This window comes from Streptomyces sp. NPDC102406, assembly GCF_044765725.1.
GTDB lineage: Bacteria > Actinomycetota > Actinomycetes > Streptomycetales > Streptomycetaceae > Streptomyces.
Window position 1 is genome coordinate 1 of record NZ_JBIWKP010000019.1, and the last position, 25,063, is coordinate 25,063.

Below are 25,063 nucleotides of genomic sequence, written 5' to 3' on the forward strand. Positions count from 1 at the left end.
GAAGCTAAGCCTCACAGCGCCGATGGTACTGCAGGGGGGACCCTGTGGGAGAGTAGGACGCCGCCGAACTAATTTTGATAAACAGAGAACCCCCGCCCGGGGATACCGGGCGGGGGTTTTCTGCGTTCATGGCGACCCCCCGCTCGGACCCGTCGGCGCGGGGGGTAAAGTCAGGGGGCATCGTTGGCTCGTTTCCCCACAGGAGGCCCCCGGGTGGAGGTCCAGGAGACCCGCGTCCAGACGGATCGGGTGCTCACCATCCCGAACATCCTCAGCATGGCGCGTCTCGTCGGCGTACCCCTCTTCCTGTGGCTCATCCTCAGGCCTGAGTTCGGCGGGCCAAAGAGTGACGGTTGGGCGCTGCTGGTGCTCGCCTTCAGCGGCATCAGCGACTATCTCGACGGGAAGCTCGCACGCCGCTGGAATCAGATCAGCAACCTGGGCCGGCTCCTCGATCCCGCCGCCGACCGGCTCTACATCCTGTCCACCCTGGTCGGATTGACCTGGCGCGACATTCTTCCCGTTTGGCTGACCGCCATACTGCTGGCGCGCGAGCTGGTTCTCCTGGTGATGGTGGGAGTGCTCAGGCGCCACGGCTATCCGCCGCCGCAGGTGAACTTCCTCGGCAAGGCAGCGACCTTCAACCTCATGTACGCGTTCCCTCTGCTGCTTCTCAGCGACGGGGACGGGTGGATCCACGAACTCGCTGCTATTTTCGGATGGGCGTTCGCCGGGTGGGGTACAACGCTGTATTGGTGGGCAGGGATCCTGTATGTGGTCCAGGTCCGCCGGCTTGTGAAGGCGGACCCCGTGGCCGATTGAGCCCGCCATTGAGCGCTACGTGAAGCCAGGTGGCCCGCAACAAGGAAACGCGGGTTATCAGGCGGGCGAAGTCGGCCAGACCGTCGTCTCTTTCAAGGAGGACGCTTCCGACATGAAGGCCGTCGTGATGGCTGGAGGCGAAGGCACACGCCTTCGCCCCATGACCTCGAGCATGCCCAAGCCGCTCCTGCCGGTGGCCAACCGGCCCATCATGGAGCACGTGCTGAGGCTGCTCAAGCGGCATGGGCTCACCGAAACCGTGGTCACCGTGCAGTTCCTGGCCTCGCTGGTCAAGAACTACTTCGGGGATGGCGAGGAGCTCGGGATGGAGCTCACCTATGCCAACGAGGAGAAGCCACTCGGCACTGCCGGTAGCGTGAAGAACGCCGAGGAAGCGCTGAAGGACGACGCGTTCCTCGTGATCTCCGGTGACGCCCTGACCGATTTCGACCTCACCGAGCTCGTCAATTTCCACAAGGAAAAGGGAGCGCTCGTCACCGTCTGTCTGACGCGCGTACCCAATCCGCTTGAATTCGGTATCACCATCGTCGACGAGGAAGGCAAGGTCGAGCGGTTCCTCGAGAAGCCGACCTGGGGACAGGTCTTCTCGGACACCGTCAACACGGGCATCTACGTGATGGAGCCCGAGGTCTTCGACTACGTCGAGGCCGATGTGCCGGTGGACTGGTCCGGCGACGTCTTCCCGCAGTTGATGAAGGAAGGCAAGCCGATCTACGGCTACGTGGCCGAGGGGTACTGGGAGGACGTCGGCACCCACGAGAGCTACGTGAAGGCCCAGGCCGACGTTCTCGAGGGCAAGGTCGATGTCGAACTCGACGGGTTCGAGATCTCGCCGGGCGTCTGGGTCGCCGAAGGCGCCGAGGTGCACCCTGACGCCGTACTGCGCGGCCCCCTGTACATCGGTGACTACGCCAAGGTCGAGGCCGACGCGGAGATCCGCGAGCACACGGTCGTCGGCTCCAACGTCGTCGTGAAGAGCGGCGCCTTCCTGCACAAGGCCGTCGTCCACGACAACGTCTACATCGGACAGCACAGCAACCTGCGCGGCTGCGTCGTCGGCAAGAACACCGACATCATGCGGGCCGCGCGGATCGAGGACGGCGCGGTCATCGGCGACGAGTGCCTCGTCGGTGAAGAATCGATCGTCCAGGGCAATGTGCGCGTCTACCCGTTCAAGACGGTCGAGGCCGGCGCCTTCGTCAACACCTCGGTGATCTGGGAGTCCCGCGGACAGGCTCATCTGTTCGGGGCCCGCGGCGTCTCCGGCATCCTCAACGTGGAGATCACGCCCGAACTGGCCGTACGGCTGGCAGGCGCCTACGCCACGACCCTGAAGAAGGGGTCGACCGTGACCACCGCACGTGACCACTCGCGTGGTGCGCGTGCGCTCAAGCGGGCCGTCATCTCCGCCTTGCAGGCCAGCGCCATCGACGTACGCGACCTGGAGAACGTGCCGCTGCCGGTGGCGCGGCAGCAGACGGCGCGGGGCAGCGCCGGCGGCATCATGATCCGTACGACACCGGGTGTGCCGGACTCCGTCGACATCATGTTCTTCGACGAGCGCGGGGCCGACCTGTCACAGGGAAGCCAACGCAAGCTCGACCGGGTCTACGCGCGCCAGGAGTACCGCAGGGCGTTCCCCGGCGAGATCGGGGACCTGCACTTCCCCTCCAGCGTCTTCGACTCGTACACCGGGTCCCTGCTCCGCAACGTGGACACGAGCGGCATCGCCGAGGCGAACCTGAAGGTCGTCGTCGACGCCTCCAACGGCAGCGCCGGGCTTGTGCTGCCCAGCCTGCTCGGGCGGCTCGGGGTCGACTCGCTGACCATCAACCCCGGGCTCGACGAGTCCCGGCCCACCGAGACCGCGGAGGCCCGCAGGTCCGGGCTCGTACGGCTCGGGGAGATCGTGGCGTCGGCGCGCGCCGCGTTCGGTGTCCGCTTCGACCCGGTCGGTGAGCGGTTGTCGCTCGTCGACGAGAAGGGACGGATCGTCGAAGACGACCGGGCGCTCCTGGTCATGCTCGACCTCGTCGCCGCGGAGCGCCGGAGCGGACGGGTCGCCCTGCCGGTCACGACCACGCGGATCGCCGAGCAGGTGGCCGCGTACCACGGGACGCAGGTCGAGTGGACGAACACCTCGCCCGACGACCTCACGCGCGTGGGCCGCGAGGACGAGACCATCTTCGGCGGTGACGGGCGCGGTGGATTCATCATCCCCGAGTTCAGCAGTGTGTTCGACGGGACCGCGGCCTTCGTGCGGCTGCTCGGCCTTGTCGCGCGTACGCAGTTGACGCTGAGCCAGATCGACGCGCGGATTCCGCGAGCGCACGTCCTCAAGCGCGATCTGGCGACCCCGTGGGCCGTCAAGGGCCTTGTCATGCGGCGGGTCGTCGAGGAGGCCGGCGATCGGTCCGTGGACACCACGGACGGGGTGCGGGTCGTCGAGGCGGACGGCCGGTGGGTCATGGTGCTGCCCGACCCGGCGGAGGCCGTCACGCATCTGTGGGCCGAGGGGCCCGACGACGCGTCCGCGCAGCAGTTGCTCGACGAGTGGTCGGCCGTGGTGGACAGCGCGGGCCGCTGAGTCCGCGCTCGAACCGGTCGGCACCCGATCCGGGTGCCGACCGGCACGCCGATGGGGCCATTCGGAGGTAGCGGTCGCGACGTGCGACGATGTGCGGCATGCCGCAGCAGCCCCCCGTTCGGAGCACCCCCGAGCGCCCCGCGCGCCCCGACGCGTCCATGTCGCTGCTGACCAACGTGATGGACCACAGCCTGGACGACGGATACGCGGAAGCCACGGCCCGCAGACGGGCGTCGGGGCAGAGCGGACTGCCGAAGACACTGCGCGCGAAGCTGGGGCTCGCCGCGGGGCTCGTGCTCGCCGCGCTCGTGGTGACCGTGGGGGCGGCGCAGGCGCGGGTCGCCGCGCCGGTCGTGGCCAAGGAACGCGAAGAGCTCATCGACCGTATCGAGCAGGAGACCGAGTCCGCCGACAAGCTGGAGGGCCGGGTCGACTCGCTGCGGACCGATGTGGGGGACATGCAGCGCCAGGCGCTGCGCGAACACGGCGGCCAGCAGGGCGAGTTGGTGGGAATCCTGTCAGGCGCCGTCGCCGTGCGCGGACCCGGCGTGAAGCTCGTGGTCGACGACGCCAAGTCGGCCGAGTCCGGGGGCGGGGGCGGGCCGCGGGAGAGCGCCGGGTTCTCGGACACCGGGCGCGTGCGCGACCGCGACATGCAGCGGGTCGTCAACGGGCTGTGGCAGTCGGGCGCCGAGGCCGTGAGCATCAATGGACAGCGGCTGACCGCGCTGTCCGCGATCAGGGCCGCGGGTGACGCGATACTGGTCGACAACAGACCGCTGGTGCCGCCGTACACGGTGCTCGCGGTGGGGGACGGCCGGCGGCTGAGTACCCGGTTCCAGAACAGTCCTGACGGGATGTATCTGCATGCCTTGCAGGAGAACTTCGGGATCCGCACCGGTATCTCGGCGCAGGACGACATCAAGCTTCCTGCCGCACCCAGCGTGATCGTACGTACAGCACAGCCGAGAGCAGAGCAGAAGGGCACATCGTGATCGCCGTACTGGGCCTCGTCGTGGGAGTCGTGGTCGGGTTGTTCGTCCGGCCCGAGGTTCCGGCGGTGGTCGAGCCCTATCTTCCGATCGCCGTGGTCGCGGCGCTGGACGCGGTGTTCGGCGGGCTGCGCGCCATGCTGGACGGGATCTTCGTCGACAAGGTGTTCGTCGTGTCGTTCCTGTCGAACGTGGTGGTGGCCGCGCTCATCGTCTTCCTGGGCGACAAGCTGGGCGTCGGCGCGCAACTGTCCACCGGTGTCGTCGTCGTGCTCGGCATCCGGATCTTCTCCAACGCGGCTGCCATCCGGCGGCACGTCTTCAGGGCGTGAGGCCGATGAACCCCGAGCACCCCAAGGACGCGGAAGGCCCCGGCAGCGGGGCGGCGAGCGGGCACACGCACCGGTTGCGCAAGGAGCTGCCCGCCGAGGTCGAGGCGACGAGCGAGGCGCCGGAGCCCGGACCGGAGCAGCCTGGCACGCCGCAGTTGACCGGACGGCAGCGACTCGTGAAGGGACTGTGGCCGCCGCGCGTGTCGCGGGCCCAACTCACCGTCGCCGTGCTGCTGTTCGTGCTGGGCCTCGGACTCGCCATCCAGGTGCGGTCCAACAGTGACAACAGCGCGCTGCGCGGCGCACGGCAGGAAGATCTTGTGCGCATCCTCGATGAACTCGATGACCGGACTCAGCGTCTTGAGGATGAGAAGCAAGGCCTGGAGGACCAGCGGACCGAGTTGGAGAACAGCTCGGACCAGGCCGAGGAGGCGCGCAAGCAGACGGTCGAGAAGGAGCGCCAGCTCGGCATTCTGGCGGGCACGGTGGCCGCGCAGGGCCCCGGGATCACCATGACGGTCACCGACACCAGGACGGCCGTCGAACCGGACATGCTGCTCGACGCGGTGCAGGAGCTGCGGGCGGCGGGCGCCGAGGCGATCCAGGTCAACGGCGTCCGCGTCGTGGCCGACACGTATCTGACGGACGCCAGCGGAGGGAAGGGGGTCAGCGTGGACGGGCACAAGATCGCCCAGCCGTACGTCTTCAAGGTCATCGGCAAGCCGCAGGACCTCGAACCGGCCCTCAACATCCCCGGAGGTGTCGTGCAGACGCTGGAGAAAGAGCAGGCCACGGTGGCTGTCAGCCGTTCGGAGAAGATCATTGTGGATGCCTTGCGGGCAGCGCAGCGGCCTGATTACGCTCGGTCGTCCTCGTAGTGAGGCGGGGGAGCATGCGGGATGTCGTACGAGGGCATGAGGTTGCGGGGGGTCGGCGCACCGGGAACGGGGTGCGTGGTGGAAACTGTTTGGCGGATCCGGACGTTGTGAGGATGTCCGTGTCAGTGATGTACGCCGATGTGTGCAGTCAGGGTTCGTCCTGCCCCACGGGCGGGTCTGTTTCGGTCAAGGGGAATCGCCCGTGAAGTTGTTTGCGAAGTTGTTCGGCAAGAGTGCGCGTGAGGATGCCCGTCATCGTGCGCCGCGCCATGGTGACGAGCCGGAGACGCAGGTGGGCGAGCGCCCCCTGTTCCGGGACCAGGTGGGCGGTGACCAGCAGGGCGGACGCGGCGCGTCGTCTGTTGACCCTGCCGGTTCCGGCCGCATAGGTTTCGGAGAACCGTCAACCTCAGGTACGGGTCAAGGGTTTGGTGCCGACCCGTACGCGTCCCAGGCCCCTGGTGGGCAGCCGCGGCAGGAGGATCGGTCCATGTCGGCCCTGGTGTGTACGAGGTGCGGGAACCGGAACGGCGAGAACAGCCGGTTCTGCTCCAACTGCGGTGCGCCGTTGCGGGGCGGTGTGGCGGCCGAGGGGCCGTCCGAGACGACGTCCACGATCTCCATCTCGGGTCTTGAGTCGTACGACCCGGAGGCGACCGGCCAGACGCAGTTGCCGGCCCTGTCGCCCGAGGCGCAGGCCGCGGTGGACGCGCTGCCGCTCGGCTCGGCGCTCCTGGTGGTGCGCCGTGGTCCGAACTCGGGCAGCCGCTTCCTCCTGGACGGCGACCTCACCACGGCGGGGCGCCACCCGCAGAGCGACATCTTCCTGGACGACGTGACCGTCTCGCGCCGCCATGTGGAGTTCCGTCGCCTGGCGGACGGCTCGTTCACCGTGTCCGACGTCGGCAGCCTCAACGGGACGTACGTGAACCGTGAGCGCATCGACTCCGTGACGCTGAACAACGGCGACGAGGTGCAGATCGGCAAGTACCGGCTGGTCTTCTACGCGAGCCAGCGAGGTATCTGACCCAGCGAACCTTCAGGAAGGTCCATGCTTCACACACCGAGGGGCGGTGCCGGATCGGGCACCGCCACCGCGGGCAGTCGGCTGATGAGCATCGGCACCGTACTGAACGTGCTGCGCGAAGAGTTTCCCGAAGTCACCATCTCCAAGATCAGGTTCTTGGAGTCCGAGGGCCTCGTCGAGCCGCAGCGGACGCCCTCGGGGTACCGCAAGTTCAGCCCGGACGATGTGGAGCGGCTCGCCCACGTCCTGCGGATGCAGCGGGACCACTATCTGCCCCTGAAGGTCATCAAGGAGCAGCTCGACGCCCTGGAGCCGGGCGAGCCGCTGCCCGTGCCGCCTCCCGCGCGACCGGGTGACGCCGCGGACGAGACCGCCGGGGGTCCCACCGCCGCCCGTATCGGCCGGGACGAGCTGCTCGCCGCCGTGGGCATCGACGAGGGGGAGCTCGACGAGTGGGAGTCGTACGGGCTCATCGCCCCGTTGCCGGACGGCGGTTACGACGCGGCGGCCGTATCGGTCGCCGAGCTGGTCGGTGAGCTCGGCCGCTTCGGCATCGAGCCGCGGCATCTGCGGGTCATGCGGACGGCGGCGGACCGCGAGGCCGGTCTGGTCGACTCGGTCGTCGCGCCGCTCAAGGTGCACCGCAATCCGCAGACCAGAGCCCTCGCACAGGCGCGGGCCAAGGAGCTGGCGGGGCTCACCGTACGCCTGCATGCCGCACTTGTGCAGACCGCTCTCGGGGTGCGTCTGCCCTGATCGCAGAGGCGGGCGAGCGCCAGAGCCCGGCCTTCGGCGCATGCTCGACTACCCAAACCGGCCGGGCACGTCCTAGGGTTGCTGTGTGAACGAGCTCGACGTCGTAGGTGTCCGGGTGGAAATGCCCTCCAACCAGCCGATCGTGCTCCTGCGTGAAGTGGGAGGCGACCGTTACCTTCCCATCTGGATCGGACCGGGGGAGGCGACGGCGATCGCCTTCGCCCAGCAGGGCATGGCCCCCGCGCGGCCGCTGACGCACGACCTGTTCAAGGACGTGCTGGAAGCGGTCGGACAGGAGCTCACGGAAGTACGCATCACCGACCTGCGGGAAGGTGTCTTCTACGCGGAACTGGTGTTCGCGAGCGGCGTGGAGGTCAGCGCCCGCCCGTCCGACGCCATAGCGCTCGCGCTGCGCACCGGGACGCCGATCTTCGGCAGCGACGGGGTCCTGGACGACGCGGGGATCGCGATTCCGGACGAGCAGGAGGACGAGGTGGAGAAGTTCCGCGAGTTCCTCGACCAGATCTCGCCGGAGGACTTCGGGACGAACAGCCAGTGATCGGGAAAAATCGACCCTGAGGCGGTCGCCCGGAGGCGGCCGTCTCGGCACATTCGGCTAGCCTTTCCCCGCGGTGGGATACGGGAAACCACTCTTAGGGTGATTATCACTCGGCGTGGCGAGTGTGGCGTTCGTTGACGCACCCCTTGTGACTGCCTACCGTCGAGAAGGCAGGTCAAAGAGGAGGTCGGCGTGAGAAGCAGCGGCGACGGTACGGCGACGGGCGGTCCGTACTCGTTTCACGGCAGCGCGGCCGATCACACTCCGCAGCGCCCGCAGGCAGTGTCTGCGGTGGCGGGGGAGAGCGGCGGGGCGGCTTCCGAGGAGGAAGTCGGGTACCGGGGTCCTACCGCCTGCGCGGCGGCCGGTATCACCTATCGACAACTCGACTACTGGGCCAGGACCGGCCTCGTCGAGCCCAGCGTGCGGCCCGCGTACGGTTCGGGGACGCAGCGCCTCTACAGCTTCCGGGACGTCGTCGTCCTCAAGGTCGTGAAGCGTTTCCTGGACACGGGGGTCTCGCTCCAGAACATCCGTACCGCCGTGCAGCACCTGCGGGAGCAGGGCTTCAAGGACCTGGAGCGCATGACGCTCATGAGCGACGGCGCGACCGTGTACGAGTGCACGTCGCCGGCCGAGGTGCACGACCTGCTCCAGGGTGGCCAGGGGATCTTCGGGATCGCCGTGGGCGTCGTCTGGCGGGACGTGGAGAGCGCCCTGTCCCAGTTGCACGGGGAGCGCGTCGACACCGGCGAGACCCTGGTCGGGCACAACCCCGCGGACGAGCTCGCGAGGCGGCGCAACCGCGCCGTGTGACGGTCGTGCGGCCGCGTTGTCAGTGGCGTAGGGCAGCATCGGTGGGGTGAGGACCGGGCCGACGATTCTGCATCTCGACATGGACGCCTTCTACGCCTCGGCGGAGCAGGCGGCCAAGCCGAGCCTGCGCGGGAAAGCGGTGGTCGTGGGCGGGCTCGGGCCGCGCGGTGTCGTGGCGACGGCCTCCTACGAGGCGCGGAGGTTCGGGGTGCACTCGGCGATGCCGATGGGACAGGCACGCCGCCTCGCGCCCAACGCCGCCTACCTGGTGCCGCGGTTCCGGCTGTACCGGGAGGTCAGCGAGCAGGTGATGGGGCTTCTGCGGGAGCTTTCGCCGCTGGTGGAGCCGTTGAGCCTGGACGAGGCGTTCGTCGATCTGGAGGCCGGTGAGGTGGCCTCGGACGCCGGTTCCGCGGAGGCCGTGGGGGTGCGGCTGCGGGCGGACATCCGGCGGGTGACCGGACTGACCGGCTCCGTGGGGCTCGCCGCCTCCAAGATGCTGGCCAAGATCGCGTCGGAGGAGGCGAAGCCGGACGGGCTCGTGCTGATACGTCCGGGGACCGAGCGGGCGCTGATCGGCCCGAAGTCCGTACGGATCCTGCCAGGTGTCGGCCCCGCGACCGGGGACCATCTGCGCCGGGCCGGGATCCTCACCGTCGCGGAGATCGCCGAGGCGGGCCAGGACGAGCTGGTGCGGCTCCTCGGGAAGTCGCACGGCCAGCATCTGTACGCCATGGCGCTGGCCCACGACGAGCGGCCCGTCGTCGCCGAGCGCGATTCCAAGTCGGTGTCGGTCGAGGACACCTACGACGTGGACATCCATGACCGGGTGCGCGTGCGTACCGAGGTGCAGCGCCTCGCCGACCGGTGCGTGGAGCGGTTGCGGGCGGCCGAGCGGTCGGGGCGGACCGTGGTCCTGAAGGTGCGGCGGTACGACTTCTCGACGCTGACGCGGTCCGAGACGTTGCGCGGGCCGACGGACGATCCGGCGGTGGTGCGGGAGGCCGCCGCGCGACTGCTCGAGTCCGTGGACACGACGGGCGGGGTGCGGTTGCTCGGGGTCGGTGTGAGCGGACTCGCCGACTTCACGCAGGAGGACCTGTTCGCGCAGGCGGCTGCCGCCGAGGAGGGCCGGGGCGCGGAGGGCGGCACGGTGGACGCCGCCGTCGAGGAGGCGGAGCGGGGCGAAGCCGCCGAGGTGGAGACAGGGCCCGCGGAGCGGCGCTGGATGGCCGGGCACGACGTGCGGCACGCCGAGTTCGGTCCTGGCTGGGTGCAGGGCAGTGGGCTCGGGCGGGTGACCGTGCGCTTCGAGACGCCGTACACGGTCGGACCCGGGCGCGTGCGGACGTTCCAGGTCGACGATCCGCTGCTGGAGCCGGCGGAACCGCTGCCGCTGGTGGAGCGTGCCGGGGACCGGGGCGCGGCGTGAGGCCGTGCCGTTCAGGCCCGCTCGTCCTCCGTTCCCGCGATGCGGCCGAACCGGAGGTCGGGGGACTGGGGGGCCGTGATGTCGAGGCCGTAGTGGTGGTAGAGCTGGAGCTCCTGCTCGGGGGAGAGGTGGCGGCCCACGCCGAAGTCGGGGGAGTCCTTGATCAGGGCGCGTTCGAAGGGGACGCGGAGGGAGCCGTCGACCAGCTCGCTCGGCTCCAGGGGGACGAAGGCGTCGCGGCTGAAGAGGCCGGTACGTATCGCCGCCCACTCCGGGATGCCGGTGGCGTCGTCGAGGTAGACCTCGTCGATGGTGCCGATCCTGGCTCCGTCGCGGTCGAACGCCTTGCGGCCGATCAAGTTGCGTGGATCGACGTCGGTCTGCACGGAGCCTCCAGAGGGTCGCAACTCGTCTGTAAGCACTACGAAAGAGCACATTGGGGAAGGCGGCCACTCGAGGGATCCTCATATGGCCGCTGGTAGGCTGGCAAGCGGCTGCTGACCCCGTGCGGGAGAGTCTTCGACGGTTGTCGAAGACGCCGAAGGAGCAAATCCTCCCCGGAATCTCTCAGGCCCACGTACCGCACGGACGAGGTCACTCTGGAAAGCAGGGCGGGGTGCACGTGTCCGCTCTCACCGACGGTGAAAGCCGGTGTGCTCCGTGATCGTGCGGGCGGACCGGTGAAGCTCTCAGGTTGAGATGACAGAGGGGGAGGCCGTCCGGGCAGCCACGCCGTGGTGCCCCTCGCAGGTCGCAATGACCAGGAGGCCTCCGCAATGACCGCCAACCGTACTCCGCTCTCCGCCCTTGAGCAGGGAATCCCCTTCGAGCAGCGCCACATCGGTCCGGATGACGCCGCGCAGGCCAAGATGCTCGCGCAGGTCGGCTACGGCTCGCTCGACGAGCTGACGGCGGCCGCGGTGCCGGATGTGATCAAGAGTGCCGAGGCGCTGGAGCTGCCCGCCGCCCGGACCGAGGCCGAGGTCCTCGCCGAGCTCCGCTCCCTCGCCGACCGCAACCAGGTGCTCGGCTCGATGATCGGGCTCGGCTACTACGGGACGTTCACGCCGCCGGTCATCCTGCGCAACGTCATGGAGAACCCTTCCTGGTACACGGCCTACACGCCCTACCAGCCGGAGATCTCGCAGGGCCGCCTCGAAGCGCTGCTCAACTTCCAGACGATGGTCGCCGAGCTGACCGGACTGCCGACCTCCGGCGCCTCCCTGCTCGACGAGGGCACGGCCGCAGCCGAGGCCATGGCGCTCTCGCGGCGCGTCGGCAAGGTCAAGGACGGCGTGTATCTGGTGGACGCCGACGCGCTGCCGCAGACCGTCGCCGTCATACAGACACGGGCCGAGCCGACCGGTGTGGAGATCGTCGTCGCCGACCTGAGCGACGGGATTCCGGCCGAGGTCGCCGAGCGCGGTGTCGTGGGCGTGCTCGTGCAGTACCCGGGGGCCTCCGGAGCCGTGCGCGACATCAAGCCCGTCATCGACCAGGCGCACGAGCTGGGCGCGATCGTCACCGTCGCCGCCGACCTGCTCGCCCTGACGCTGCTGACCTCGCCGGGCGAGCTCGGTGCCGACATCGCCGTCGGCACGACCCAGCGCTTCGGTGTCCCGATGGGCTTCGGCGGTCCGCACGCCGGTTACATGGCCGTACGGGAGAAGTTCGCGCGGTCCCTGCCCGGGCGGCTCGTCGGCGTCTCCGTGGACGCCGACGGGAACAAGGCGTACCGGCTCGCCCTCCAGACGCGGGAGCAGCACATCCGCCGGGAGAAGGCGACCAGCAACATCTGCACGGCGCAGGTACTGCTCGCCGTCATGGCCGGTATGTACGCCGTCTACCACGGGCCGGAGGGTCTGCGGTCCATCGCCTGGCGCACCCATCGCTACGCCACCCTGCTGGCCGCCGGTCTGACGGCGGGCGGGGTCGAGCTCGTGCACGGCGTCTACTTCGACACCCTGACGGTCCGGGTGCCGGGCAAGGCCGCCCAGGTCGTCCGCGCCGCCCGTGAGGGCGGGGTCAATGTGCGGCTCGTCGACGCCGACCACGTGTCGATCGCTTGCGACGAGACCACCACCCGTAATCAACTCCACGTCGTCTGGGGCGCGTTCGGCGTCGAGGCGGACATCGATGCCCTGGATGCCGGGACGCCCGACGTCCTGCCCGGTGGCGCGCTGCGCGAGGACGAGATCCTGACGCACCCCGTCTTCCACCAGCACCGCTCGGAGACCGCGATGCTGCGCTACCTGCGCAGGCTCGCCGACCGTGACTACGCGCTCGACCGCGGCATGATCCCGCTGGGCTCCTGCACGATGAAGCTCAACGCGACGACGGAGATGGAGCCGGTCACTTGGCCCGAGTTCGGGCAACTGCACCCCTTCGCGCCGGCCGAGCAGGCGCAGGGCTACCTGACGCTCATCACGGAGCTGGAGGAGCGCCTCGCCGAGGTCACCGGCTACGACAAGGTGTCGTTGCAGCCGAACGCCGGGTCGCAGGGCGAGCTCGCGGGTCTGCTGGCGGTGCGGGGCTACCACCGCGCCAACGGCGACGTGCAGCGGACCGTCTGCCTCATCCCGTCGTCGGCGCACGGCACCAACGCGGCCAGCGCCGTGATGGCCGGGATGAAGGTCGTCGTCGTGAAGACCGCCGACGACGGCGAGATCGACGTCGAGGACCTGCGCGCCAAGATCGAGCAGTACGCGGAGCAGCTCTCCGTCCTCATGATCACGTACCCGTCCACGCACGGTGTCTTCGAGGAGCACGTCGCCGACATCTGTGCCGCGGTGCACGACGCCGGTGGCCAGGTCTACGTCGACGGGGCGAACCTCAACGCGCTGGTGGGGCTGGCCAAGCCGGGGCACTTCGGCGGCGACGTCTCGCATCTGAACCTGCACAAGACGTTCTGCATCCCGCACGGCGGCGGCGGCCCCGGCGTGGGCCCGGTCGGCGTGCGCGCGCACCTCGCGCCGTACCTGCCGAACCACCCGATGCAGCCGGCCGCGGGTCCGGAGACCGGCGTCGGGCCGATCTCGGCCGCGCCGTGGGGCTCCGCGGGAATCCTGCCGATCTCCTGGTCGTACGTGCGCCTCATGGGCGGCGAGGGGCTGAAGCGGGCGACGCAGGTGGCCGTGCTCTCCGCGAACTACATCGCCAAGCGGCTGGAGCCGCACTACCCCGTGCTCTACACCGGTCCCGGTGGGCTCGTCGCGCACGAGTGCATCATCGATCTGCGCCCGCTCTCCAAGGCGACCGGGGTCACCGTCGACGACATCGCCAAGCGCCTGATCGACTACGGGTTCCACGCGCCGACCATGTCGTTCCCGGTCGCGGGGACGCTCATGATCGAGCCGACCGAGAGCGAGGACATCGATGAGCTCGACCGGTTCTGCGAGGCGATGATCGCCATTCGCGGGGAGGTCGAGCGGGTCGGCTCCGGCGAGTGGCCGGCGCAGGACAACCCGCTGCGGAACGCTCCGCACACGGCGGGGATGCTCAGCGGTGCGTGGGAGCACGCGTACAGCCGCGAGGAGGCCGTCTTCCCCGCGGGGGTGGCCGCCGCCGACAAGTACTGGCCGCCGGTGCGCCGGATCGACCAGGCCTTCGGTGACCGGAACCTGGTCTGCTCGTGCCCGCCCCTGGACGCCTACGAGGCGTAGGAACGCCGATGGCCGCCGTGCGGCCTGCCGACCGGTGCGGCGGGTCGCGCGGTGGTCCTCAGGCCGCCCTCACCACGCCCGCCAGCGGGCGGTGCGGGGCGATGATCGTGCCGTTGGGAAGCAGCTCGCCGGTGTCCTCGAAGAGCAGGACCCCGTTGCACAGGAGGCTCCAGCCCTGCTCCGGATGGTGAGCCACGGGAAGCGCGGCCTCCCTGTCCGCGGACTCTGCTGTGGGGCACGATGGCTGGTGCTGGCACATGGATGGGTTCTTTCGCTGCGTAGTGATCTCGATGACGTCGGCGTCCGTGCTGCGGCGTGAAGTCGTGTTCATGGCCGCCCCCCGTTTTCAGTCGGTCCGGAACCCAGTGTTGCCCTGTGGGCGTCAATCCGCAGGGATTTCGTAGCAGCGGTCCTCACTGGATGGAGACGCGTCACCCGTGCGGACGGTTCACCCCAAGTGCACTGCCTCTTCGGGTGGTTCGGGGTGACCGGAGTGGACTAGTCCCTTCCGGCAGGACTGTGCCCCGCGACCGGACGGCGGGCGGCGCGGGGCACAGGTTCCCGAGGGTCCGGCGCGGGGCGGGCCCTCTCCGGTCGGGTCAGGCGAGCAGGACGGCCCGGGTCGGCGTCAGCCGCAGGGCCAGGACCGGCAGCAGGTCCGCCACGCGGTGCAGGCGGTGCGCCGCGATGCCGGGCGGGGCCGGCGCGAGCGGGATCAGGATGTCGTCGGCCGCCGGATGCCCGCTGGAGGCGTCGGCGGTGTGGTCGCCGTGCAGCCAGAGGGTGAGCATGTACAGCTCAGGTACGGAGAGCAGTCGGGGCTGGTAGGTCTTCGGCAGGGCCTCGGCCTGGCGCAGGGCGCGCTCGGTGGAGGCGACATAGGGACCTTCGAAGAAGTGCGAGAAGGCCCAGCCGTCCGGGGTGAGCATCGTGTCGGCGGCGGCCACCGCGCGATCCCCGCAGCGCACGAGGAAGCGCCAGCCGGTGAGCCGGGTGCGCGAGGGACCTCCGGTGGTTTCGGTGACGTGGTTCAACACGTGGAGCGGGAGCGGGAGTTCGGGACTTGCCGGACCCTGTGCGGTGCGCAGGGACGGGGTGCGGGCTTCACGGACGGCTGTGGGGGAGCCGAGGGCCGTGGACACGCTGCGGAGGGCGGGCGCGGGAGCCGGGGGGACATGCAGCGGCATGGTGGGTCGCCTCTCATTCGACAGGCACGTGGTGCGAGGGCGGTGCGGGACGAGCGGACGGCGCTGTCTGCTGCTCGGTGCGCGGGAACGCGCGAAGGTGCACGGGGTCAGAGGAGGCGGGGGCCTGGACACGGGCGCCAACCCTCTGTCTCTTTGCGGAGTTTATACGACGCGTGTTCACACGGTGTTTCCACTACCGGTGCCGTCCGGGTGCGCAAGGGCCTATCAGGCCGTCGTTCCCGTTGTGTTCTGTCGGCGTACGGTGGATTTCCCATGGATCCGAGCCGTGTGACCTCGGTTTTGTCCGATCGGGCGGTCGGCTGATTCTCGTCGGCGTTTTTCACCAAGACTTCGTAGATGAATCTGCGAAAGGCCCCATGCCTAAGGAATGTGCCGCCGGGTATCTGCACTGAGCGTACTGCTCCGCGGACCCGCGCGGGGCGTTGTCGATCACATTGCTGGGCATCATCCACCGTGACACGCGGCCGGATCAACGGGCTGCCCATGCGAGGAAGGGTGCTCCCATGGGGAAGAAGGTCGCTGCGGGCGCGGTCGATCTGGCCGATCGGCGGCAGTACCGGCAGAAGCTGCACGAGTGTCTGGCGGGGCTCGGGCGGCTCCTGGAGGAGGAGCGGTTCGACCGGCCAAGGAATCTCATGGGGCTGGAGATCGAGCTGAATCTCGCCGGGCCCGACGGGATGCCGCGAATGATGAATGCGGAAGTACTGGAGAGGATCGCGAGCCGGGATTTCCAGACGGAACTGGCGATGTTCAATCTCGAAGTGAATATCGCTCCGCACCGGCTCGGCGGCCGTGTTCTCGACCAGCTCGCCGAAGAGTTGCGGACCGGGCTCGGATATGCGCACCGAAAGGCCAACGAGGTCGACGCGGGCATCGTCATGATCGGCATCCTGCCGACGCTGGACGCCGACGACCTCATCTCCGCGAACCTGTCGGACGTCGACCGGTACACCTTGCTCAACGACCAGATGGTCGCCGCGCGCGGTGAGGACTTCCTCCTGGACATCGACGGTGTGGAGCGGCTGACCTGCACGTCCTCCTCCATAGCGCCCGAAGCCGCCTGTACGTCCGTGCAGTTGCACCTCCAGGTCACGCCGGGCCGCTTCGCCGACGTGTGGAACGCCGCGCAGGCGGTGGCCGCGGTACAGATCGCCGTGGGGGCCAACTCGCCCTTCCTGTTCGGGCGCGAGCTGTGGCGGGAGTCGCGGCCCCCCTTGTTCCAGCAGTCCACGGACACCCGGCCGCCCGAGCTGAAGGCGCAGGGGGTACGGCCGCGGACCTGGTTCGGGGAACGGTGGATCGACTCGGCGTACGACCTCTTCGAGGAGAACCTGCGCTACTTCCCGCCGCTGCTGCCCGTCCTGGACGACGAACAGCCGCTCCGGGTGCTCGACGAGGGAGGCGTGCCGAAGCTCTCGGAACTCGTCCTGCACAACGGCACCGTCTACCGCTGGAACCGGCCCGTCTACGAGATCGCCGACGGCGTCCCGCACCTGCGCGTGGAGAACCGGGTGCTGCCCGCCGGGCCCACCATCACCGACGTCATCGCGAATGTCGCCTTCTACTACGGCCTCGTACGGGCGCTGGCGGAGGAGTCCCGGCCGGTCTGGTCGCGGCTCTCCTTCGACGCCGCCGCCCGCAACTTCGACACCGCCTGCCGCCACGGCATCGACGCGCGCCTGGAGTGGCCGCGCCGGGGGCGGTTCGGCGGGACCGAGCAGGTGCCGGCCGTCACCCTCGTACGGGACGAACTGCTGCCGCTGGCCGCCGCGGGACTGGACGCGTGGGGTGTCGAACCCGCCGACCGCGACTTCTATCTGGGCGTGATCGAGGAGCGGTGCGCGCGCCGGACCAACGGCGCGGCGTGGCAGGCGGCCACGTACCACCGGGCCCTGGAGAGCGGGCTGGGGCGCGAGGCGGCGCTCGCCGCGACCACGCGGCGCTACGCGGAGCTGATGCACCTGGGCGAGCCCGTGCACACCTGGCCCGTCGGACTGCCGGAGCCGGCCGTCCCGCTGGGCTGAACGGGGCGGCCGGGCCGGATCAGTTGCTTCTGGCGCCCGCCTGCACGATGGCCTTGAGGATCACCTGCTGGATGTCGGCCGGGTCGCTCACCTGGTGGCCCGAGCCGCCGGTCGCCTCGGCGATCTGCTCGATCTCGTCCCTGTCGGTGTCCGGGCCGACCGCGATGACGATGAGGGGCACGGGGCGCTCGGGCAGGGTCAGGCTCTCCAGCCGGGATATGAGGCTGCCGCGGGAGATCGAGCCCGCGTCCTCGTTGACGCCGTCGGTGACCACCACCACGGCGTTGAACCTGCCGCTCCTGTAGGAGGACGTGGCCTCCTTGTAGGCGGCGAGTGTCGTGTCGTAGAGGCCGGTCGCGCCGCCCGGTACGGGCCTCAGGGAGGTGAACGCGGCGGACAGGCGGTCGCGTTGGGTGCCGGAGCCCTTGCGGTCGCCGAGGCGCTCGGTCGGGACGAGCTTCTTGTAGTCGCGGTCGCCGTCGAGCAGCGTCGAGAACTCCCACAGGCCGATCTCGTCCTCCGGGGTGAACGTCGAGAGGGCCGCCAGCATCGACGCCTTCGTCACCTCCATCCGGGACTCGCCGCGGCCCGGCACGAGGCTCGTCATGGAGGCCGAGGCGTCCACGACCGTGGTGATGCGGGCGCTCTGCACCGTGATCGTCCACATGCCGAGGGTCTCCTCGATCTCCTCGTCGCCCGGCGGCTGCGAGGCGGGCTCCGCGTACGGCTGCGGGGATCTGGCACCGGCCTGGGCGGCGACCGCGTCCGGTGAGCCGCCGCTGTCGGTGCGAAAGCCGTGCTTCTCCAGGACCGCGCGGCCCTCGGGGGCGCTGAGCAGCGTCATGAAGCGGACCGCGGCGCGACTCTCGTCGGTGCTGAGGGAGGCCTCGTCGACCAGGGAGAAGGGGTAGTTCAGCTCCGGCGAGCCGTCCTTCGGATAGAAGAGGTCGAGGGAGCTGTCGGCGTCGGCCTCGGCATTGTGCGCGAAGGCGGCCTGCTCGGAGAGGATCAGCGCTTCGTTGCGGCGCGGGTTGCCCTGCTCGGCGCCGGAGTCGTCGCGGGCGACGGTGTCCATCAACTGCGCGTCGCTGTCGGACGTGCGCTGCGAGAGGACCTCGGCCATGGCGGCGGCCTGGGTGGAACCACCGCCGGACCTCTTCGAGGCACCCGCCAGTTTGGTGAGGGCGAGCAGACCGGTGGCGCTGCGCGCCGGATCGGCCGCGCCCAGGCGCAGCGTGTCGTCCTCCAGCGCCGCGCCCGTCAGCCGTGTCCAGTCGTACGTCTTGCCGGGCCAGCCGAACGCCTTGGCGGCCGACGGCACCATGCCGACCCCGATCGGTGAGGTGGCGATGTTCCCGGCCGGGGTCACCCGGCTCGCCTTGGCGTTCTGCTCGACGCGCCGGATCCACAGGTCCGAGTCCGGCACCCAGACCTCGTAGTCCGCGCTGCCTCTGCCGGCCCGTAGGGCGTCGGCGACCTGGTACGACGCGCGGCCGGTGACGGCGACATCGAGGCAGTTGCCGTCCGAGGTGACCTTCTGCGTCCGCGCGCGGTCGGCCACCGTCTTCAGGGCGGGCGCCACGTCCGGGGACGCGACCACGTCGAGGTGCACCTCGTCGCCGCAGGCGGAGCCGAGGTCGAGCAGGTCGCTGCGGACCACCAGGGCCGTGCCGGCCGCGACGGCGAGGACGAGAGCCGTCGCGAGGGCCACCGAGCGGCCCCGTGACCGTCGCCGCGGGCCGCCCGCGGCGCTCCCGTACCCGTCGGGCATGCTGCTGTGACGTCCCATGACGGTGGTGCCCCTCCCTGAGCCGTATAGGCAGTTGCGGTATAAGCGGTGAAGCAAGGGAGGGGAGAGGTGCGCCGGACTGCGGCGTCCGCCCCCCTCGGCCTGTCGCGCGCGATCTTCGTACCTGCATTCGAGACCTTAGCGGGACGGCATGGGGGGCGCGGTGGGATTACTCAAGTGAAGGCAGGTGTGCGGTGGAGGCGGGCTCGGTGGCCGGTTCTTTTCCCGACGGGGGGCTCTCGCGACGGTTTCTGCGGGACGAGACGCTGCTCGTCCTCGGGCTGTCGCTCGGCGCGAGCGGCGTCTCCGCGCTGATCAGCTTTGTCGGCTCGGTGACCAGACCGGGCGGCCTGAAGGACCAGGCGGCGACGCTCAACGCCTCGGCGGCGCCCGGCAGGCCCTGGCTCGATCTCGCATGGCAGTTGTTCGGCATCGCGAGCGCGCTCGTGCCCGTCGCGCTCGTCGCGCACTTCCTGCTGCGGGAGCGCGCGAGCCTGCGCACGATCGGCTTCGACCGGACGCGGCCGTGGTTCGACGGGACCCGCGGCGCCGCGCTCGCGGCCGTGATCGGCAGCACCGGCATCGCGTTCTACCTCGCGGCCCGCGGCCTCGGCTTCAACCTCACGGTGGTGCCGGAGGCGCTGCCCGACGTGTGGTGGAAGTACCCGGTGCTGATCCTCTCCGCGGTGCAGAACGCCGTACTCGAAGAGGTCATCGTCGTGGGCTATCTGCTGCGCAGGCTCGGCCAGTTGGGTTGGACGCCCGGCACCGCGCTGGTCGCCTCCTCCGTGCTGCGCGGCTCGTACCACCTCTACCAGGGCATCGGCGGGTTCTTCGGGAACCTCGCGATGGGCGTCGTCTTCGCCTACCTGTACCGGCGGTGGGGACGGGTCGGGCCGCTGGTCGTGGCCCATTCCCTGTTGGACATCGGCGCGTTCGTCGGGTACGCGCTGCTCGCGGGCAAGGTGGACTGGCTGCCCACCGCCTGAGACGGGCCGTGCCGTGGCGCCTACGCCGTCAGCTCACCGTCGATGACGGTGACCGCGCTGCCGGTGAGCAGGGTGCGCTCGCCGCGCAGTTCCACGCGGACCAGGCCGGTGCGCGCCGACGCCTGGAGGCCGGTGAGATCGGTGCGGTCCAGGCGCCGCGCCCAGAACGGGGCCAGGGCCGTGTGCGCGCTGCCGGTCACCGGGTCCTCGTCGATCCCGACGCGCGGGAAGAAGCAGCGCGAGACGAAGTCGTGGCCCTGCGTGGGGTCCTCGGCGCGGGCGGTGGCGATGACGCCGCGCTCGGACAGCGCGCTGAGGGCCCTCAGGTCGGGCGCGAGGCTCCTGACCGTCTTCTCGTCGGCCAGTTCGACCAGCAGGTCGCCGACCGAGCTGCCCGTGTCGTGGACCGAGAGGGGCTCGGCGCCGAGGGCCTCGGCGAGTCCGGCCGGCGCCGCTTCCTCGGTGAGCGGGGCCGTCGGGAAGTCGAGGGTCAGGGAGCCGTCGTCGTGCGGGGTGGCGACGAGGACACCGCTGCGCGTGGCGAAGCGGACCGGGCCCCGGGTCGTCCCCGTCGAGTGCAGCACGTGGGCCGTGGCGAGGGTGGCGTGGCCGCACATGTCGACCTCGGCGGCGGGGGTGAACCAGCGCAGGGCCCAGTCCGCGTCGCCGCCCTCGGGCAGGGGGTGCGCGAAGGCGGTCTCGGCGTGATTGACCTCGACGGCGACGTCCTGGAGCCAGGCGTCGGAGGGGAAGGCGTCGAGGAGCAGGACGCCTGCGGGGTTGCCGGCGAAGGGACGGTCGGTGAAGGCGTCGACGATTCGGATACGCATGACCGGGACGCTAGACCCGCCGACGGGTCCACGGCCAAGGCCAATGCGGAGTCATTGGCATCTTTTCGCCGTGGCGTCGTCGCGGCTGCGGGCCCGGTCGGGGGCGGCGGGTTCAGCGGCGTACGAGCAGGGCGTGCGTGGCGGCGTCCGAGGCGACGAGTTCCGTGACGCGGTAGCCCGAGATGCCGTCCGCGACATGGTCGAGCAGCCGCTCGCCCCGGCCCGCCAGCAGCGGGACGATCACCATGTGCAGCTCGTCGACGAGGCCGGCCCGTAGATACTGCTGCACCGTGGCCGGGCCGCCGCCCAGGCGGACGTCGCGGCCGTCCGCCGCGTCGAAGGCGCGCCGCAGCACGGTCTCGACGGGCTCGTCCGTGAAGTGGAAGGTCGTGCCGCCCTCCTTGGGGATCGAGGGGCGGACGTGGTGCGTGTGCACGAAGACGTCGTGGTGGTAGGGCGGGTTCTCGCCCCACCAGCCGGACCAGGTCTCGTCCTGCCACGGGCCGCGCTGCGGGCCGAACATGTTGCGGCCCATGATCGTGGCCCCGATGTTCTCCTCGCCGCGCTCGATGGAGGCGACGTCGATGCCGCTCCTGCCCGCGTCGCGGTCGCGCATGGCGTTCATCATCCAGTCGTGCAATCCCTCCATGCCGTCCCCGAAGGGGGCCTCCAGGCGCTGGTGCGGTCCGGTGGCGAAGCCGTCGAGCGTGACGGTCACGTTGTGGACGCGGAGCTTGGGCATGTCGTTCTCCCTGGTCGTGGGCGGTTCCCGGAGCCGGTGCCTTACGGGCCGGCACTTCCGCGTCGATCGACGGGGGCCGGGATCGACAGCCGCGCGGAGATGGCCCGTGGCCCGCTCGTCGACAGGTGTTGCCAAGCGATGTCTTCCGATATATCGTTGAGGCATCGCGATCGGTCAATGATCGCGGTCATCGAATCCTGCGAACAGTCATGAAAGGACTGATTCCCATGCGTACCCACGGACACGACCACGGACATGGACACCACGGACCCGGCCACGAGGGCAGGGGAGGCTTCGAGGGTCGGCGTGCGGCCTTCGGGCCCTTCGGGCCGGGCTTCGGCCCCGGACCCTGGGGCGGACGCGGCGGGCGCGGTGGCGGCCCTCGCGGGCGAGCGCGCCGCGGTGACGTGCGCGCCTCGATCCTCGCCCTGTTGAAGGACCGCCCGATGCACGGCTACGAGATGATCCAGGAGATCGCCGAGCGCAGCGGCGGCGCCTGGAAGCCCAGCCCGGGCTCCGTCTACCCGACGCTCCAACTGCTGGAGGACGAGGGCCTGATCACCAGCGCCAGTGAAGGCGGCAAGAAGCTGTTCTCGCTCACCGACGCCGGGCGCACCGCCGCCGACGAGGGGCCCGAAGCCCCCTGGGAGGAGCCCGGTCGCGGTGTCGACTGGGAGGCCATGAACGAGATCCGGCAGGCCGGTTTCGGCCTGATGGAGGCGTTCGGCCAGGTCTGGAAGACCGGCAGCAAGGAGCAGCGCGACAAGGCGCTCACCGTCATCACCGACGCGCGCAAGAAGCTGTACCTGATCCTCGCCGATGAGGACTGATCCCCGTGCGGTCCCCGCGCGGAGGCGCCCCGTACGACATGTGCGGGGTGCTTCTCCCTGTGCGTAGGGGCGCGGGTGCGGGTCAGGTCACGAGGCCGTCGAGTTTGCGCAGGGACTCCTGGAGCGCCGCCGTCGCCGAGTCCTTCAGTTTGCCCGCCATCAGGGAGACCGCGGCGCCCGTGAACTCGCCGTCGATGCGGACCGTCGTCGCGTCCCCGTCCGGGACGAGGGTGTAGCGCGTGCCGACCGTCACGCCCATCGGGCCCTTGCCCCTGATCGCGAGGGTGCGGGGAACTGCCAGGTCCTCGACGGTCCAGGTGACCTCGGCCGGGAACCCCATCAGCCGCATGTTCTCCTCGAACCGGCCGCCGACCTCCAGCGAGGTGGGAGCGCCCTGGGGGAAACCGGTGTGGGTGGCATTCCACTCGCCGTACGAGGAGAAGTCGGTGAGCTGCGCCCAGACCTTCTCGGCGGGCGCCTCGATCCGTGTTTCCGCACTGACTTCGGCCATGCGGCCACCCCTTCGCGTCGACGCCTGTGGTGTCGCGGAAAGTAGCCGTACGCCCTCGAACATTCAATACTGATGAACTGTCAGAGGTGGACCCTTGTCGACGTCCCGACGTCCCGACGTCCCGACGGCCGGATCAGCCGACGCGTCCGATCTCCGCGGCGTCGAACAGGTCGTACGCGCGCGGGTGCGGGCCCTCGTCGTGGCAGTGCCAGGCCTCCCAGAACAGGTCGGCGGGCAGGGCGTCGGCAGGGGCGTCCACCCGGTACACGTACTGCCTGCCGTCGACCGCGGACAGGGCCACGAGCCAGCACCCGCTCCTCATGTCTGTGACGGACGAGCAGGGCGGGGGCCGCGGTTGCGCCAGGGCGGGCACAGGGGGCGCGGGGTGTGATGGTGCGCGCTCTCAGGGTCGCCTGATGTCCTCTCATCCTTGAGGAGGAGGAGCTGCTCCCCGGAGCCCCACTTGCGTCGGACGTGAAGATGCTCCCCACCGGGGATGTTCCTGCGGATCTCGGCTGATGAGGTGGGGTACGTGCAAAGCCCTATCCCGTCGGACGTCCCCGCGTACGGCCATCTCCAGGAAGAAGCCGGTCGCCTCGGTGACCCGCCGTTCAGTGACGAGCTGGCCTCCGTGGTCGCGGGGGCCCGGCGGCGCGCGCTGCGGGACGGGGACCCTCAGATCGACACCGCGCACCTGCTGCACTCGCTCCTGGAGGCGGACCCGGAGGTGCGCTCGGTCTTCGCCGACAAGGTGCAGGTCGCACGGTTGCTCGGCTATCTCGTGCAGCGCAGCATCGGCTACGGGCTCCAGTGGCGGGGCGCCGTGGAGGACTCCGGCGCCGTGCCCGTCGTCGGCGGCGCCCCCGCCTGGTCGCCCTATGTCGCCGCCGCGATGGAGGCGGCCGTCGAGCGGGCCGTGTCCCGGGGGGACGCGTGGGCCCGAGGAGTGGATGTGCTGGCGGCGCTCGCGGCGGACGCCGAGTGCCGGGCGGTCGAGGTGCTCGGCCGGGCCGGGGTGGACCTGGAGGGGTTGCGGCAGCGGCTGCGCTGAGGACCGTCCGGACGGGTCCGGTCCGTGAGACAGGGGTCATCGGGGGTGACGGTGCTGACGGTCCCTGCCATGATGTGCCGGTGCACGGGTCAAAGACGTCTCAAGGACAACAGGAGACCGGCGGGCGCGGCTTCGGACTGGGGCTCGCCCTCGTCTCCGCGCTCGCCTTCGGCGGTTCGGGCGTCGCGGCCAAACCACTGATCGAAGCGGGGCTCGACTCCCTCTGCGTGGTGTGGCTGCGCGTCGCCGGTGCCGCCCTCGTCATGCTGCCGCTCGCCTGGCGGCACCGGGCGCTCGTGCGGCGCAGGCCCCTGTTGCTCCTCGGGTACGGGCTGCTCGCCGTCGCGGGCGTGCAGGCCTGCTACTTCGCGGCGATCTCCCGTATCCCCGTCGGCGTGGCCCTGCTCGTGGAGTACCTGGCGCCCGCTCTGGTCCTCGGCTGGGTCCGCTTCGTCCAGGGCAAGGCCGTCACCCGGGGCGCCGCCCTGGGTGTCGTCCTGGCCGTCGGTGGGCTCGCGTGCGTGGTCGAGGTGTGGTCGGGGCTGAGCTTCGACCTGCTCGGTCTGGTCCTCGCGCTCGGCGCCGCCTGCTGCCAGGTCGGCTACTTCGTCCTGTCCGACCAGGGCAGCGACGCGGGCGCCGACGGGGGCGAGGTGCCCGATCCGTTCGGTGTGATCGCGTACGGGCTGCTGGTCGGCGCCGCCGTGCTCACCGTCGTCGCCCGCCCCTGGGGCATGGACTGGTCGGTGCTCGCGGGCAGCGCCGCCATGAACGGCACCACCGTCCCGGCGTGGATGCTGCTCGGCTGGATCGTGCTGATCGCCACCGTCGTCGCGTACGTCACCGGTGTGGTGTCCGTACGACGGCTGTCGCCGCAGGTGGCCGGTGTCGTGGCGTGCCTGGAGGCGGTCATCGCCACCGTGCTTGCCTGGGTGCTGCTCGGCGAGCATCTGTCGGCGCCGCAGTTGCTCGGTGGCGCGGTGGTGCTGATCGGCGCGCTCGTCGCGCAGTCCGCGCATCCGGCGGCGCCGGTGCCGGAGGCCCTCGCCGAACCGGAGACCGCGTCGGCCCGGGCGGGCGGCCGGGTCTAGGTCGTGTCCGCAATGTCATGGGAGCCAGAGTTGTAGGCAGGCGATGGTGACGAGGGCTTGGTAGTGGCGGGCGCGTTTGTCGTAGCGGGTGGCCAGGGCTTCGTTGTGCTTGAG

General features: G+C 70.2%; 24 protein-coding genes, 1 pseudogene and 1 riboswitch. Of the genes and pseudogenes, 16 read left to right on the forward strand and 9 right to left on the reverse strand.

Features of this window, described 5'->3' with window-relative positions; translation table 11 throughout:
- Positions 1-213: 213 nt before the first annotated feature.
- The 10 genes from pgsA to ACIRF8_RS36220 all read left to right on the forward strand — a co-directional run bounded on the left by pgsA (position 214) and on the right by ACIRF8_RS36220 (position 10,222).
- Positions 214-822, forward strand: a complete 609-nt coding sequence (gene pgsA / locus ACIRF8_RS36175; RefSeq protein ID WP_404222272.1) for a CDP-diacylglycerol--glycerol-3-phosphate 3-phosphatidyltransferase — start codon at positions 214-216, stop codon at positions 820-822.
- Positions 823-934: 112 nt separating this feature from the next.
- Complete coding sequence (locus tag ACIRF8_RS36180; protein ID WP_404222274.1) at positions 935-3,430, forward strand: sugar phosphate nucleotidyltransferase; 2,496 nt, start codon at positions 935-937, stop codon at positions 3,428-3,430.
- A gap of 89 nt (positions 3,431-3,519) precedes the next feature.
- Positions 3,520-4,425, forward strand: coding sequence for a DUF881 domain-containing protein (locus ACIRF8_RS36185; protein WP_404222276.1), 906 nt, complete (start codon positions 3,520-3,522; stop codon positions 4,423-4,425).
- On the forward strand, positions 4,422-4,754 hold the full coding sequence (locus tag ACIRF8_RS36190; protein WP_031069011.1) for a small basic family protein: 333 nt from the start codon (positions 4,422-4,424) through the stop codon (positions 4,752-4,754). The genes ACIRF8_RS36185 and ACIRF8_RS36190 overlap by 4 nt, the downstream gene beginning before the upstream one ends.
- 5 nt (positions 4,755-4,759) lie before the next feature.
- Positions 4,760-5,632: a DUF881 domain-containing protein gene (locus ACIRF8_RS36195; protein ID WP_404222278.1), complete on the forward strand. Its 873-nt coding sequence runs from the start codon at positions 4,760-4,762 to the stop codon at positions 5,630-5,632.
- Between the two features lie 85 nt (positions 5,633-5,717).
- A complete protein-coding gene (locus ACIRF8_RS36200; RefSeq protein ID WP_404222314.1) occupies positions 5,718-6,659 on the forward strand; it encodes an FHA domain-containing protein in 942 nt (313 codons plus the stop codon).
- Positions 6,660-6,683: 24 nt separating this feature from the next.
- A complete protein-coding gene (locus tag ACIRF8_RS36205) occupies positions 6,684-7,415 on the forward strand; it encodes a MerR family transcriptional regulator (protein ID WP_404222280.1) in 732 nt (243 codons plus the stop codon).
- 85 nt (positions 7,416-7,500) lie between these two features.
- On the forward strand, positions 7,501-7,974 hold the full coding sequence (locus ACIRF8_RS36210; protein ID WP_005475662.1) for a bifunctional nuclease family protein: 474 nt from the start codon (positions 7,501-7,503) through the stop codon (positions 7,972-7,974).
- 192 nt (positions 7,975-8,166) lie between these two features.
- Positions 8,167-8,790: a MerR family transcriptional regulator gene (locus ACIRF8_RS36215; protein WP_404222282.1), complete on the forward strand. Its 624-nt coding sequence runs from the start codon at positions 8,167-8,169 to the stop codon at positions 8,788-8,790.
- Positions 8,791-8,836: 46 nt separating this feature from the next.
- The gene (locus tag ACIRF8_RS36220) at positions 8,837-10,222 is read left to right on the forward strand and encodes a DNA polymerase IV (RefSeq protein ID WP_404222284.1); all 1,386 of its coding nucleotides are present in this window, start codon (positions 8,837-8,839) and stop codon (positions 10,220-10,222) included.
- An 11-nt stretch (positions 10,223-10,233) separates the two neighbouring features.
- Here ACIRF8_RS36220 and ACIRF8_RS36225 read toward each other — a convergent pair whose 3' ends face one another.
- On the reverse strand, positions 10,234-10,608 hold the full coding sequence (locus ACIRF8_RS36225) for a PRC-barrel domain-containing protein (protein ID WP_404222286.1): 375 nt from the start codon (positions 10,606-10,608) through the stop codon (positions 10,234-10,236).
- A 112-nt stretch (positions 10,609-10,720) separates the two neighbouring features.
- Positions 10,721-10,815: riboswitch (glycine riboswitch) on the forward strand.
- A gap of 183 nt (positions 10,816-10,998) precedes the next feature.
- Between ACIRF8_RS36225 and gcvP the strand changes: the two genes are divergently transcribed.
- Positions 10,999-13,884 (forward strand): aminomethyl-transferring glycine dehydrogenase, encoded by a 2,886-nt coding sequence (gcvP, locus tag ACIRF8_RS36230; protein ID WP_404222288.1) that lies wholly within the window; start codon positions 10,999-11,001, stop codon positions 13,882-13,884.
- A 58-nt stretch (positions 13,885-13,942) separates the two neighbouring features.
- Here the strand turns inward: gcvP and ACIRF8_RS36235 are convergent, their stop codons facing one another.
- Positions 13,943-14,143, reverse strand: a complete 201-nt coding sequence (locus ACIRF8_RS36235; RefSeq protein ID WP_404222316.1) for a DUF5999 family protein — start codon at positions 14,141-14,143, stop codon at positions 13,943-13,945.
- A 340-nt stretch (positions 14,144-14,483) separates the two neighbouring features.
- The gene (locus ACIRF8_RS36240; protein ID WP_404222291.1) at positions 14,484-15,071 is read right to left on the reverse strand and encodes a hypothetical protein; all 588 of its coding nucleotides are present in this window, start codon (positions 15,069-15,071) and stop codon (positions 14,484-14,486) included.
- 524 nt (positions 15,072-15,595) lie between these two features.
- Here ACIRF8_RS36240 and ACIRF8_RS36245 point away from each other — a divergent pair.
- On the forward strand, positions 15,596-17,116 hold the full coding sequence (locus ACIRF8_RS36245; RefSeq protein WP_404222293.1) for a glutamate-cysteine ligase family protein: 1,521 nt from the start codon (positions 15,596-15,598) through the stop codon (positions 17,114-17,116).
- Between the two features lie 19 nt (positions 17,117-17,135).
- On the opposite strand, the gene ACIRF8_RS36250 is transcribed toward ACIRF8_RS36245, so the two are convergent.
- The gene (locus ACIRF8_RS36250; RefSeq protein ID WP_404222295.1) at positions 17,136-18,905 is read right to left on the reverse strand and encodes a substrate-binding and VWA domain-containing protein; all 1,770 of its coding nucleotides are present in this window, start codon (positions 18,903-18,905) and stop codon (positions 17,136-17,138) included.
- Between the two features lie 194 nt (positions 18,906-19,099).
- Between ACIRF8_RS36250 and ACIRF8_RS36255 the strand changes: the two genes are divergently transcribed.
- Entirely contained in the window at positions 19,100-19,894 is a 795-nt protein-coding gene (locus tag ACIRF8_RS36255) for a CPBP family intramembrane glutamic endopeptidase (protein WP_404222297.1), read from the forward strand.
- A 20-nt stretch (positions 19,895-19,914) separates the two neighbouring features.
- Here the strand turns inward: ACIRF8_RS36255 and ACIRF8_RS36260 are convergent, their stop codons facing one another.
- Together ACIRF8_RS36260 and ACIRF8_RS36265 are read right to left on the reverse strand one after the other, a co-directional pair.
- Positions 19,915-20,724, reverse strand: coding sequence for a PhzF family phenazine biosynthesis protein (locus ACIRF8_RS36260; protein ID WP_404222300.1), 810 nt, complete (start codon positions 20,722-20,724; stop codon positions 19,915-19,917).
- A 112-nt stretch (positions 20,725-20,836) separates the two neighbouring features.
- Positions 20,837-21,466, reverse strand: coding sequence for a dihydrofolate reductase family protein (locus ACIRF8_RS36265; RefSeq protein WP_404222302.1), 630 nt, complete (start codon positions 21,464-21,466; stop codon positions 20,837-20,839).
- Between the two features lie 227 nt (positions 21,467-21,693).
- Between ACIRF8_RS36265 and ACIRF8_RS36270 the strand changes: the two genes are divergently transcribed.
- Positions 21,694-22,296: a PadR family transcriptional regulator gene (locus ACIRF8_RS36270; RefSeq protein WP_404222304.1), complete on the forward strand. Its 603-nt coding sequence runs from the start codon at positions 21,694-21,696 to the stop codon at positions 22,294-22,296.
- 82 nt (positions 22,297-22,378) lie between these two features.
- On the opposite strand, the gene ACIRF8_RS36275 is transcribed toward ACIRF8_RS36270, so the two are convergent.
- On the reverse strand, positions 22,379-22,807 hold the full coding sequence (locus tag ACIRF8_RS36275) for an SRPBCC family protein (protein ID WP_404222306.1): 429 nt from the start codon (positions 22,805-22,807) through the stop codon (positions 22,379-22,381).
- A 133-nt stretch (positions 22,808-22,940) separates the two neighbouring features.
- Complete coding sequence (locus ACIRF8_RS36280; RefSeq protein WP_404222309.1) at positions 22,941-23,129, reverse strand: hypothetical protein; 189 nt, start codon at positions 23,127-23,129, stop codon at positions 22,941-22,943.
- 174 nt (positions 23,130-23,303) lie between these two features.
- Between ACIRF8_RS36280 and ACIRF8_RS36285 the strand changes: the two genes are divergently transcribed.
- Together ACIRF8_RS36285 and ACIRF8_RS36290 are read left to right on the forward strand one after the other, a co-directional pair.
- Positions 23,304-23,858, forward strand: coding sequence for a Clp protease N-terminal domain-containing protein (locus ACIRF8_RS36285; protein ID WP_404222310.1), 555 nt, complete (start codon positions 23,304-23,306; stop codon positions 23,856-23,858).
- 74 nt (positions 23,859-23,932) lie between these two features.
- The gene (locus ACIRF8_RS36290; protein ID WP_404222312.1) at positions 23,933-24,949 is read left to right on the forward strand and encodes an EamA family transporter; all 1,017 of its coding nucleotides are present in this window, start codon (positions 23,933-23,935) and stop codon (positions 24,947-24,949) included.
- A 15-nt stretch (positions 24,950-24,964) separates the two neighbouring features.
- Here the strand turns inward: ACIRF8_RS36290 and ACIRF8_RS36295 are convergent.
- A pseudogene (locus tag ACIRF8_RS36295) lies at positions 24,965-25,063 on the reverse strand (IS5/IS1182 family transposase); the annotation flags it as partial.